Below are 12,102 nucleotides of genomic sequence, written 5' to 3'. Positions count from 1 at the left end.
GAGGTGCACGATGTCGTTCCGTCAGTTCCCCGCCGTCGACAGCAACGGCGAAAGCCACATCATCATCGAGTTCAAGCCCGAGGCGAATGGCAGCGGGCACCATTCCGAAGCCACGCCACGCTACGAGCTGGATGATGGACGGCCGCTGGTACGCGACGGCCGCGAGTTCACCACCAGTGGCGGTGAGCTGAGGCTGACGATCTGAGGTTCGCCGGGCATGGCCCGGCGCCACGGGATTTCGTACCGCTCCGCTCTGGTGGGTATCGACCTTTGTCGACACGCCTTTTGCCTCTGGTAGGTGTCGACCTTGGTCGACACGCTTTTTGCCAAAGGCGGTCGAGCCTGGCTCGACCCTACAAAAAGCGTGATCAATTTTTGACCAACCATCTTGACAGCCTTTACTACCAAGGGCTGAGCGAGGTTATCCACACCTTTGCTCAGAAACCATCCACACCGCCTGTGGATGAATGTGCTCAGCCCAGCACCCGCCCGATGCCGCTAGCGTCCACTTCGGCGGCCGCGCGACTGATCGCCCCCGGATCGCTGCCGGCCACGAACCCGATCCGGAAATGCACTTCGCCGCCAGGCGTGCGCGAGGAATGGATCGAGGCCAGGCTGATGCGGTGCTGCTCGAACACGTTCAGCAGTTCACGCAGTGAGCCCGGCCGATCTTCCGGCAGGTGCACCGACAACGCATTGCGCTCGGTCAGGTCAGCCAGCAGATAGCCCACGCGTTCAAAGGTGTAGTTGCCCTCGGCCAGTGCCTGCTCGCCGAAGGCACTGTGGTTGGCCGACAGCAGCTGCTCACGGAATGCACTGCGTGCAGTGTCGTCGCCCTGCCCGACCTGGGCCTGCAGGGCCTGCAGCTGGCCGATCAAGCGCTCCAGCATCGGCGCCACGTACGGATTGCCGAACTGGATGTCCTCGTAGATCGCGGGGTTCAGCGACAGGATGCGCGAGATGATCGCCGTATCCAGTTCGAACGATGCCGACCGGTACGGCATCATCGCGGCCAGGTCGCCCAGCTGCGGCTGGTACTGGCGCAGCACGCCGGCCTGGGCCAGGTGGGTGGCATGCACCATCGCCTGTACCAGCGCCATCATCTGGTCGTGATGCTGCGGCGTGGCCCGCACGCACTCAGCCTGCAGCGCCGTGCACAGCGAATCGACCCATGGCTGCCAGTGCCGCAGCCGCGCTTCGCAGACCACCATCACCCGACCCTTCAGTGTCGGCGCTTTCGGTGGCGCGGTCATCGGGTGCAGCCCGACCACCTCGGCCTGCGAGGCCAGCATCGCCTGCACCGGCGCCTCCTTCACCGAGGTCACATCCAGCCACAGGCGGTCCTGCTCGCGGCCGGCCGACTGCCGCACGTACTCGGCGATCAACGCCGGCGTATGCCGGATCGGCGCCGAGAACACCAGCACATCGGCCTGCGCGAGCAGCTGTTCCGGCGTATGCGAGCCCGGATCAGCCGGATCATGGCCGATTACCCGCAGCTGCATGTGCTGCTGGAAGAAGCGGGTCAGCCAGCGTCCGTAGGCGCCGGCACTGCCGACGATGCCGACCGTGCGCGGCGTGCGTTCGAGCAGGCCGCTCATGCCACGCGTTCGGCGCGGAAGCGCGTCCCCTCGGCCAGCGCGGCAGGCGCTGCAGCGATCACGTCGAATTCTTCAAAGCTGTTGTCCAAGGTCGCCTCCAGGGCCGCGTGGGTGCCGGCAATCGCACGCGAGATCGCCTGCTGCATCGATTCGTCGCGCAGCAGGAACGACACCACCAGCGACATCAGCACATCACCCGTACCAGCCACGTCCACCGGCAGCAGGGGCGAGGTCCAGCGCCAGGCCTCCTCGCGGCCGACAGCCAGGGTCACCAGTTCACCCGGGGTGCCGCCCACGCTGTGCGCGATCACCCAGTGCGGGCCACGGTCCAGCAGGGTGCGTGCGGCGGCGATGGCATCGGCCTCGGCGAGCGCCGGCATGCCGGTGAGGCGATTGAGTTCAAAGGCGTTCGGGGTCACCAGCCAGGCATGCGGCAGCAGGCGCCCTGCGAAGATCGCTTCCAGGCCCGGTTCCACGTAGGGGCCGGTGTGCGTATCACCAATCACCGGATCCAGGCAGTAACGCAGCTGCGGGCAGGCCGGCAGGATGTCGTCCAGCCAGTCGGCGAAGGCCGCACCGTTGGCGGTACTGCCGAAGTAGCCGGACACCAGCATCTTCGCCCGCTGCGGCAGGCCGCGCTCGTGGGTGCCCAGCAGCAGGTCGGCGAACCAGTCGGCGGGCAGCACGCGACCGCGCGTGGTGTCGTAGAACGGCGCGTTGCTGAGCAACACGGTCGGAATTTCGGCTACGCGCACGCCGAGAGCGCGCATCGGCGGCACGGCGGCGCTGTTGCCGGCGTGGCCGTAGACAAGTTGCGACTGGACCGAGATGACATCGATCGGCGACGGGCCGTCGGGCCGCTGGCGGCGGCCGTGGACCAGGTGGTTATCGAGGGATTCGCTCATGGCCGCATTCTACGCCCGGTGGGGGGTTCGGCAGGGCTTGCAGCCCTGCGCCTGCAGAATCAACGTCAACATCAAAAGCCAGAGCGGGCTATCCGTGGGATGGCGGGGCGGTGTGGGTGGTCAGGACACGCCGTAAACCCATCCATGGGGGCTCGATGGCGCCATCCATGGCGCCAACGGTCCTGCCCACCCACACCGCCCCACCTTCGACAGTTGGCCGACAGCTTCTGGTGGGTGCCGACCGTTGGTCGGCACATCTGTCGGATACCGAATGAATTCGTCCACGCATGGCGTGGCTCTACTGGCAACTGCGGCTGTTGGTAGGTGTCGTCCGTTGATCGACACGTCTGTCAAATATCGATATCCGACCCCGTGCCGACCAACGGTCGGCACCCACCAAAGCAGAACGCTGTTCCGACAGATCGCGGAAAACGGCGCGACCGAGCTACATGGACGTACTTGCAGTGTCCCCCTCAACCGGACCCACCCCGCCAATCCACGGATAGCGCGCTTTGGCTTTTGCCGTTGCCTCTGCGGGTGCAGGGCGCAGCCCTGCAAAAAGAAGCACCCCTCAGTGAACAGCAGGCCGCGACGGCGGCAGCCACGCCGCCACGATGCCGAGCAGCGGCAGGAACGCAGTCAACTGGTAGACGTACTCGATGCTGGTCTTGTCCGCCAGCAGGCCGAGCACGGCAGCACCCAGTCCACCCATGCCGAACGCAAAGCCGAAGAACAGGCCGGACACCATGCCGATGCGGTGCGGCATCATTTCCTGTGCGTACACCACGATCGCCGAGAACGCCGACGACAACACGAAACCGATCAGCACCGCCAGCACCGTGGTCCAGAACAGATCGGCATGCGGCAGCATCAGTGCGAACGGCGCAACGCCCAGGATCGAGGTCCAGATGATCGGCTTGCGGCCGATGCGATCGCCCAGCGGGCCACCCAGGAAGCCGCCGGCCGCGGACGCCACCAGGAATGCGAACAGGTGCAGCTGCGCCTGCGCCACGGGAATGCCGAAATGGTGGATCAGGTAGAAGGTGAAGTAGCTGCCGATGCTGGCCATGTAGAAGTATTTGCTGAAGATCAGCACCAGCAGGATCGCCAGCACCTTGGCCACGGTGCGCGGGGGATGGCGCGGCGCCATCGAGGCGGTGCTGGCCGGGCGCGGGGTGCCCAGGTGCAGCGCATACCAGCGGCCGACATAGGTCAGCAGTGCAATGCCGATCAGCGCGGCGCCGGCAAACCACGACGCGGCATGCTGGCCATGGGGCACGATCACGGCTGCAGCAATCAGTGGACCGAGCGCGGTACCGAAATTGCCACCCACCTGGAACACCGACTGCGCGAAGCCATGGCGGCCACCCGAGGCCAGCCGCGCAATGCGCGATGCTTCCGGATGGAAAATGGCCGAACCAATGCCGACCATCGCCGCAGCCATCAGCACCACCGCATAGTTCGGCGCGAAGCCGAGCAGCAGCATGCCGCACAGGGTCGAGGCCATGCCGATCGGCAGCGAGTACGGCGCCGGGCGACGGTCGGTGGCGGCGCCAACCAGTGGCTGGAAGATCGAAGCGGTCAGCTGGTAGGTCAGCGTGATCAGGCCGATCTGGGTGAAGCTCAGGTTGAAGCCGCCCTTGATCACTGGATAGATGGCCAGGATCAGCGACTGCATCATGTCGTTGACGACATGCGAGGTGGAAATAGCTGCCAGCACACCGGGAGCCACCGGACGTGAGGTCGTTGCGGGAGAAGCCAAGGCGGACATGGACGCAGTCAGGTTGGGGGCGAGCCACGCATGCTACGGTTGCCCTCCCCTCCCTTCTGCCGCGTTCGGGTCATGGCCTATCGCAAAAAGGACATTGCCGGCGATGTCGACCCGGCTGCGCCGTGGCGTGATGTGCCACTGCATCGTCCGGTCACCTACCGGGTTACCCAGTACCCGGCAGGCACCCATATCGCAGGCCACAAGCACCAGCGCCACCAGCTGGTCTATGCCATCTCGGGGCTGATGGTGGTGCGCTCGGAAGTCGGTCGCTGGGTCGTGCCCTCCACCCGTGCGATCTGGATGCCGGCGGGCATGGTGCACGCGGTGGACTGCATTGCCGCCGTGCACATGCGCAGCCTGTACATCGATCCGTCGTTCGCCCCGCAGTTGCCGGCCGAACCGTTCGCGGTACAGGTGGCACCGCTGCTGCGCGAACTGCTGCAGGCAGCCACCCTGATCAAGGGCGAGCACATCGAAGACAGCCGCGATGGCCGCGTGGTGCGCCTGCTGCTGGACGAACTGCATCGCATGGACGTACTGCCGCTGCACCTGCCCTCGCCCACCGACCCGCGCCTGCAGCGGATCTGCCAGCACATCCAGAAGCGCCCCGGCGACGACGCCACGCTGCAGGACTGGGCACAGGCGCTGGAAGTGGACGTGAAAACCATCCAGCGCCACTTCGCCCACGAGCTGGGCATGACCTTCGGCCAGTGGCGACAGCAGGCGCGACTGCTGGCCGCATTGGAGCGGCTGGCGGTCGGCGACAAGGTCATCGATGTCGCGCTGGCGATGGGCTACGACAGCCCCAGTGCGTTCACCAGCATGTTCAAGCGCCAGCTGGGGCAGACGCCGGCGGCGTTTTTCCGCTGATCGCAAACGAAAACGCCGGGCATGGCCCGGCGCTGCCGCTCAACGCTTCGGTTGAAAAACTCAGGACGTCATCCGGTCCCAGAAGCCCTTCACGCCATCCATGAAGGTGGCCGACTTCGGCGAATGCTTGCGTGCTTCCTCGCCGACGAAGGTGGCTTCGAACTGTTCCAGCAGCTTGCGCTGCTCAGGGGTGAGGTTGACCGGAGTCTCCACCACCACGCGGCAGTACAGGTCGCCCTCGCTGCGGCTGCGCACCGAACGCACGCCCTTGCCGCGCAGGCGGAACAGCTTGCCGGTCTGGGTCTCGGCCGGAATGCGGATCTCCGCTTCGCCGCCGAGGGTGGCCACGCGCACGGTGTCACCCAGTGCCGCCTGCGAGATGCGGATCGGCACTTCGCAGTGCAGGTCGTCGCCATCGCGCTGGAAGATCGCATGCTCGCGCACGCGCACTTCCACGTACAGGTCGCCCGGTGGCGTACCGGCCGGACCGGCTTCGCCCTCGCCCTGCAGGCGGATGCGGTCGCCGGTATCGACGCCGGCCGGCACCTTCACCGACAGCACCTTGTCTTCCTCGACACGGCCGTTGCCGTGGCAGGTCTTGCAGGGCTTGGCGATGATCTGGCCACGGCCGCCGCAGTTGTGGCAGGCCTGCTGCATGGCGAAGATGCCGCGCTGGATGCGCACCTGGCCGCGGCCATGGCACACATTGCAGGTTTCGACCTTGCCGTCTTCCGAGCCACTGCCATCGCAGTCGCCGCACTCGGCCAGGGTCGGAATCTCGATGCGGCGCTCGACGCCGCGCACGGCTTCTTCCAGGTCCAGCTCCATCACGTAGCCGATATCGGCGCCGCGACGCGCCTGGCGCGGACCACCGCCACCGCCGCCAAAGATGTTGCCGAAGATATCGCCGAAGATATCGTTCATGTCCGGGCCGCCCGGCCCGCCGCCGCCCATGCCGTGCTCGAACGCCGCGTGGCCATGGCTGTCGTACATGCGGCGCTTGTTGCCGTCGGACAGTACTTCGTAGGCTTCCTTGCACTCCTTGAAGGAGGCTTCGGCCGCCGCATCACCCGGGTTGCGGTCCGGGTGGAACTTCATCGCGCAGCGACGGTACGCCTTCTTCAGCTCGTCGTCGGTGGCGGTGCGGGCAACGCCCAGCACTTCGTAATAGTCGCGCTTGCTCATATCGTGGATCTGGTTCCGGAAAGTCGGGATTCGTCAAAGCGGAAGAGCGGAACCAGGTCCGCTCTTGCGTCGGGCGCCCCGACACGCCGGTGGGCGGTCAGGACCCTGATGCGACAACGGGACGCTGGTGGCCAGCGTCCCGTGTCGGTCCGGATCAGGACTTCTTGTCGTCCTTGACTTCGGTGAACTCGGCGTCGACCACGTCGTCCTGCGCCTTGCCGGCATTGCCGGCGTCGGCACCCGGGGCACCGCCCTGGTCGGCCGAAGCAGCGGCGAACAGCGACTGGCCAGCTTCTTCCAGCGCCTTCGACTTGGCTTCGATCTGTGCCTTGTCGTCACCCTTCATCGCGGTTTCCAGGTCGGCCAGGGCCGCCTCGACCTTGCCGATGACATCGCCGCCGACCTTGCTGCCGTGCTCGGTGATGGCGCTGCGGGTGCCGTGGATCAGGGCGTCGGCCTGGTTGCGGGCCTGCACCAGTTCCTGGAACTTCTTGTCTTCTTCGCGGTTGGCTTCCGCGTCGGCGACCATGCGCGCGATCTCTTCCTCGGACAGGCCCGAACCGGCCTTGATCTCGACCTTCTGTTCCTTGTTGGTCTTCTTGTCCTTGGCCGACACGTGCAGGATGCCGTTGGCGTCGATGTCGAAGGACACTTCCACCTGCGGCAGGCCACGCGGGGCCGGCTCGATGCCGGACAGGTCGAACTTGGCCAGCGACTTGTTGAAGCGGGCCTGTTCGCGCTCACCCTGCAGCACGTGCACGGTCACGGCCGACTGGTTGTCCTCGGCGGTGGAGAACACCTGCGAGGCCTTGGTCGGGATGGTGGTGTTCTTCTCGATGATCTTGGTGAACACGCCGCCCATGGTCTCGATGCCCAGCGACAGCGGGGTCACGTCCAGCAGCAGCACGTCCTTGACGTCGCCGCCCAGCACGCCGCCCTGGATCGCAGCACCCAGTGCCACGGCTTCGTCCGGGTTGACGTCCTTGCGCGGTTCCTTGCCGAAGAACTCGGTCACCGCCTGCTGCACCTTCGGCATGCGGGTCTGGCCGCCGACCAGGATCACTTCGCTGATGTCGCTCGAACGCAGGCCGGCATCGTTCAGGGCGACGCGGCACGGCTCGATCGACTTCTTGATCAGGTCGTCCACCAGTGCTTCCAGCTTGGCGCGGGTCAGCTTGATGTTCAGGTGCTTCGGACCCGACGCGTCAGCGGTGACGTACGGCAGGTTCACTTCGGTCTGCTGGGCGCTGGACAGCTCGATCTTGGCGCGCTCGGCAGCATCCTTCAGGCGCTGCAGGGCCAGCGGATCCTTGCGCAGGTCGATGCCCTGGTCCTTGTTGAACTCTTCAACCAGGTACTCGATGACGCGGTTGTCGAAGTCTTCGCCACCCAGGAAGGTGTCGCCGTTGGTGGCCAGCACTTCGAACTGCTTTTCACCGTCGACGTTGGCGATCTCGATCACCGAGACGTCGAAGGTGCCGCCGCCCAGGTCGTACACCACGATCTTGCGATCCTTGTTGTCGCCCTTGTCCAGGCCATAGGCCAGCGCGGCCGCGGTCGGCTCGTTGATGATGCGCTTGACGTCCAGGCCGGCGATGCGGCCGGCGTCCTTGGTTGCCTGGCGCTGGCTGTCGTTGAAGTAGGCCGGCACGGTGATGACCGCTTCGGTGACCTTCTCACCGAGGAAGTCCTCGGCGGTCTTCTTCATCTTTTCCAGCACCTTGGCCGAGATTTCCTGCGGAGCCATCTTCTTGCCGTCGCTGGTGGCCACCCAGGCGTCGCCATTGTCATGGGCCAGGATGCTGTACGGGACGTGCGCGATGTCCTTCTGCACTTCGGCGTCGGTGAACTTGCGGCCGATCAGGCGCTTCACCGCGTAGAAGGTGTTCTTCGGGTTGGTCACGGCCTGGCGCTTGGCCGAGGCGCCGACCAGGACTTCGCCGTCCTTGGTGTAGGCGACGATCGACGGGGTGGTGCGATCGCCTTCCGAATTCTCGATGACGCGGGCCTTGCCGCCGTCCATGATCGCCACGCACGAGTTGGTGGTGCCGAGGTCGATACCAATGATCTTGCCCATGGGGGAGACTCCTGAGGATGCTTGTTGGTGTCAGTCCGGCCGTTCGGCCGGTGGATGAATACGATGTGGGGGAGGCTCGTGGAACATTCAAGCCGTCTCCCGAACGCTGTGTTCAGCGCCTGGAAAACCTTGCCAGGCATGGCCTGGCACAACCGGGACCGGGCAAAGCCCGGCCTGGTCCATCAATCGGCGGCCACCACCACCAGCGCCGGCCGCAGCAGGCGCTCGTTGAGCAGGTAGCCCTTCTGGAACACGGTCACCACGCTGCCCGGGGCGGCGCCCGGCGTCGGCACCTGGCTGATGGCCTGGTGGTGTTCCGGGTTGAACGGCTGGCCGATGGGGTCCAGCAGGACCAGTCCGTTGTCGGCGGCCACCTTCAGCAGCTGCTTGTAGGTCAGCTCCAGGCCTTCGCGCAGCGGGTGCGGGTCGTCGCCGGCGGCCTTCAGGCCGGCATCCAGGCTGTCGAACACGGGGAGCAGATCGCCCAGCAGCTTCTCGTTGGCGAACTTGCGGGCCTGTTCGATGTCACGGGCAACGCGCTTGCGCTGGTTCTCCAGGTCGGCGCGCTCACGCAGGGCATCGGCCTTGACCTGTTCGATTTCGGCGCGCAGGCGCTCGACTTCGTCGTTGACGCCGGCGGTGGCGGCCGCATCGGCGGCACTCTGCTGGGATTCGATATCTGGCTGTTCGTGGTTCATGTCTGGGTCCCTGGCGGTCAATCTCCGCCTCCACCCACCCTAGTGTGGGCGGGATGCTGCGTTTCAAGCGTCGGATGTTCCCGGCGGGCGGCCGGCTGGCGAAAACGCCGCGCCCAGTACATCGGCGGTAGCCTGGACCAGCGGGATCACGCGGTCGTAGGCCATCCGCTTGGGGCCGATCACCCCCAGCACGCCCAGCACCTGGCCATTGGCCGTGTAAGGGGCAGTGACCAGCGAGACGCCCTGCAGCGGCATCATCCCGGTCTCCTCGCCGATGAAGATGCGCACGCCGGGCGCCTGGATGGTCCGCTCCAGCAGCTGCAGGATCTCGCGCTTGCTGGAGAACAGCTCGAACAGCTCGCGCAGGCGCTCCAGGTCGGACAGGTCCTGCACCCCTATCAGGCGGGTCTGGCCGGCCACCAGCATGTCGTCGGCCGCCGGCTGCAGGGCCTGCTCGGCCAGCTCGATGCTGTGCGCCAGCAGCTGTTCCAGCTCGGAGCGGGCATCGCGCAGTTCCAGCAGCAGTCGGGTGCGGATCTCGGCCATCGGCAGGCCGGCGAAATGGGCATTGAGGTAGTTCGCGACCTGCTCCAGCTGGCCCGGCGCGAACTCCTGCCGGGTCTCGATGACGCGGTTCTGCACCTCGTTGTCGGCAAACACCAGGATCGCCAGCACCCGGCGCCCGTCCAGCGCCACAAAATCGATCTGGCGGAAGGCGAACTGCTCGCGTCGTGGTGCGCTGACCACGCCGACGAAGTGGCTCATCGCCGACAGCAGCTCCGAGGCGCTGCCGAGCAGGGCCTGGGTGCTGCCGCCGCCAGCCAGTTCCTGCCGCAACCGGGCCAGCTCGCCTTCGCCCGGCGGCTGCATCTGCAGCAGGCTGTCGACGAACACGCGGTAGCCATGCGCGGTCGGGACACGCCCGGCTGAGGTGTGCGGCGAGGCCAGCAGCCCCAGGTCTTCCAGGTCACCCAGGATGTTGCGGATGGTGGCCGGACTGACCTCCAGCCCGGCCACGCGCGCCAGCGTCTGCGAGCCGACCGGCTCGCCGTCCTGGATGTAACGCGCGATCAGCGTGCGCAGCAGATGGCGCGCACGCGGGGCAAGCTGGTCGGGAGAACCGTGCATGGAATCAACCTGTGAGACACGGACACTAGATAATGGCGGCGCATCACCTTGGCAAGTCATTGGACCTCCCTCGCCCGCGTGCTAGCGTTGCGCGGCTGCTGATACCCCCTTACCCATGCTCAGACATCTTTCGATCAAGGATTTCGCCGTCGTCCGCGCCACCGAACTGGAGTTCGGGCCAGGCATGACCGTGGTTTCAGGCGAGACCGGCGCCGGCAAGTCGCTGATGGTCGACGCGCTGGGCTTCCTGTCCGGCCTGCGCGCCGACAGCGGCGTGGTCCGCCACGGCGCCGCGCGCGCCGAGCTTTCGGCCGAGTTTGCGCTGGAGCAGCTGCAGGCTGCACGCCAGTGGCTGGCCGACAACGAGCTGGACGACGAGGAGCAGTGCCAGCTGCGCCGGGTCATCCGCGCCGATGGCGGTTCGCGGGCCTGGATCAACGGCCGCCCGGTGACCCTGGCGCAGCTGGGCGACCTGGCCTCGCTGCTGGTGGAGATCCACGGACAGCACGAACAGCAGGCCCTGCTGACGCGCCCGTCGCAGCTGGCCCTGCTCGACGCCTATGCGCGCAATGAGAACGAACGCCGCCAGGTGCGACGCGCCGCCGCGGCCTGGCAGGCATTGGTCGATGAATCGCTGGCGCTGTCGCAACAGGGCGACGTCAGTGACCGGATCGGCTTCCTGGAGCACCAGCTGCGCGAGCTGGACCGTGAAGACCTTGAGCCGGAGTCGATTGCCGCACTCGGCGCCAGCCACCGCCGCCAGGCCCATGCCAGCGCCCTGCTGAGCGCCTGCCAGGCCGCCAGCAACCAGCTCAACGGCGACGACGGCAGCTCCGCGCTGGACCTGCTGCAGCAGGTGCGCCACGAGCTGTCGCGCCTGATTGAGCACGACCCGCGCCTGGGCGAGGTGGATGGCCTGATCGAGAACGCTTCGATCCAGCTGCACGAAGCCCTGTCGCTGCTGGACCGGGTGCATGACGACCTCGACGCCGACCCGGAACAGTTCGAGGAGAACGAGCGCCGCCTCGGCCGCCTGCACGACCTGGCCCGCAAGCACCGCGTGCCGATGGACGAGCTGGGTGCGCAGCGCGAGCGCATGCACGCCGAAGTGGAACAGCTGCGCGGCGCCGACGAACGCCTGCAGCGCCTGGCCGGCGAGATCGACAAGGCCGCCGCCGCCTGGCGCGCACAGGCCGAAGTGCTGACCGCCAGCCGTCGCAGCGCTGCTGCCGAGCTGTCGGCCACCACCACCGGCATCATCGCCGAGCTGGGCATGGGCGGCGGCCAGTTCCTGATCGAGCTGGAACCGCAGGACGCCGGCAAGCCGGACCCGCAGGGTGCCGAGCGCGTGGAATTCCTGGTCGCAGCCAATGCCGGCCAGCCGCCGCGCGCCCTGCGCAAGGTGGCCTCCGGCGGCGAACTGTCACGCATCTCGCTGGCCATCGAAGTGGCCGCGCTGGACCTGGATGCAGTACCGACCATGGTGTTCGACGAAGTCGACTCCGGCATCGGCGGCGCGGTAGCCGACATCGTCGGCCAGAAGCTGCGCGCGCTCGGCGAGAAGCGCCAGGTGCTGTGCGTGACCCACCTGCCGCAGGTTGCCTCCAAGGGCCATGCCCATTACCGGGTCAGCAAGGCCCCGGTGGAAGGCATGACCCAGAGCGCCGTGGAAAAGCTGGACAGCAAGGCGCGCGAGGAAGAGCTGGCGCGCATGCTCGGCGGCGTGGAAGTGAGCAAGGAAGCGCGCGCCGCCGCGCGCAAGCTGCTGCGGGCCTGAGGCCGGCAGAGCAGAGCGTGGGCCCGGCTTCCGCACGGTAGTGCCGGGCGCTGGCCGGCAACCGATGCGAGGGGTCGAAGATCATGAGGTTGC

General features: G+C 66.8%; 10 protein-coding genes. 3 read left to right on the top strand and 7 right to left on the bottom strand.

Features of this window, described 5'->3' with window-relative positions; translation table 11 throughout:
• Positions 1 to 10 precede the first annotated feature (10 nt).
• Positions 11 to 205 (top strand): hypothetical protein, encoded by a 195-nt coding sequence (locus AC5P99_RS08300; protein WP_005409247.1) that lies wholly within the window; start codon positions 11 to 13, stop codon positions 203 to 205.
• A gap of 268 nt (positions 206 to 473) precedes the next feature.
• Here AC5P99_RS08300 and AC5P99_RS08295 read toward each other — a convergent pair whose 3' ends face one another.
• The 3 genes from AC5P99_RS08295 to AC5P99_RS08285 form a co-directional block, all read right to left on the bottom strand.
• A complete protein-coding gene (locus AC5P99_RS08295) occupies positions 474 to 1,598 on the bottom strand; it encodes a prephenate dehydrogenase (protein WP_149500936.1) in 1,125 nt (374 codons plus the stop codon).
• Positions 1,595 to 2,503 carry a pyridoxal kinase gene (pdxY, locus tag AC5P99_RS08290; protein ID WP_149500935.1) on the bottom strand — a complete coding sequence of 303 codons (909 nt, stop codon included), beginning with the start codon at positions 2,501 to 2,503 and terminating at the stop codon, positions 1,595 to 1,597. The genes AC5P99_RS08295 and pdxY overlap by 4 nt, the downstream gene beginning before the upstream one ends.
• 571 nt (positions 2,504 to 3,074) lie before the next feature.
• Positions 3,075 to 4,274, bottom strand: coding sequence for an MFS transporter (locus tag AC5P99_RS08285; RefSeq protein WP_032966631.1), 1,200 nt, complete (start codon positions 4,272 to 4,274; stop codon positions 3,075 to 3,077).
• Positions 4,275 to 4,346: 72 nt separating this feature from the next.
• On the opposite strand from AC5P99_RS08285, the gene AC5P99_RS08280 reads away from it, so the two are divergent.
• Complete coding sequence (locus tag AC5P99_RS08280) at positions 4,347 to 5,144, top strand: AraC family transcriptional regulator (RefSeq protein WP_049449244.1); 798 nt, start codon at positions 4,347 to 4,349, stop codon at positions 5,142 to 5,144.
• A 60-nt stretch (positions 5,145 to 5,204) separates the two neighbouring features.
• Here the strand turns inward: AC5P99_RS08280 and dnaJ are convergent, their stop codons facing one another.
• From dnaJ to hrcA, 4 genes are all read right to left on the bottom strand, one after another.
• Positions 5,205 to 6,329: a molecular chaperone DnaJ gene (gene dnaJ, locus AC5P99_RS08275; RefSeq protein WP_005409242.1), complete on the bottom strand. Its 1,125-nt coding sequence runs from the start codon at positions 6,327 to 6,329 to the stop codon at positions 5,205 to 5,207.
• Positions 6,330 to 6,483: 154 nt separating this feature from the next.
• Positions 6,484 to 8,406: a molecular chaperone DnaK gene (dnaK, locus tag AC5P99_RS08270; RefSeq protein WP_005409241.1), complete on the bottom strand. Its 1,923-nt coding sequence runs from the start codon at positions 8,404 to 8,406 to the stop codon at positions 6,484 to 6,486.
• A gap of 182 nt (positions 8,407 to 8,588) precedes the next feature.
• Positions 8,589 to 9,104: a nucleotide exchange factor GrpE gene (grpE, locus tag AC5P99_RS08265; RefSeq protein ID WP_005409240.1), complete on the bottom strand. Its 516-nt coding sequence runs from the start codon at positions 9,102 to 9,104 to the stop codon at positions 8,589 to 8,591.
• A 63-nt stretch (positions 9,105 to 9,167) separates the two neighbouring features.
• Positions 9,168 to 10,232, bottom strand: coding sequence for a heat-inducible transcriptional repressor HrcA (gene hrcA / locus AC5P99_RS08260; protein WP_495213028.1), 1,065 nt, complete (start codon positions 10,230 to 10,232; stop codon positions 9,168 to 9,170).
• A 115-nt stretch (positions 10,233 to 10,347) separates the two neighbouring features.
• On the opposite strand from hrcA, the gene recN reads away from it, so the two are divergent.
• Positions 10,348 to 12,009: a DNA repair protein RecN gene (recN, locus tag AC5P99_RS08255; RefSeq protein ID WP_169448730.1), complete on the top strand. Its 1,662-nt coding sequence runs from the start codon at positions 10,348 to 10,350 to the stop codon at positions 12,007 to 12,009.
• Positions 12,010 to 12,102 lie beyond the last annotated feature (93 nt).

The sequence above is a fragment of the Stenotrophomonas sp. YJH_SMC_80 genome (assembly GCF_059372495.1).
This window is presented reverse-complemented; position numbering and strand designations above follow the sequence as displayed.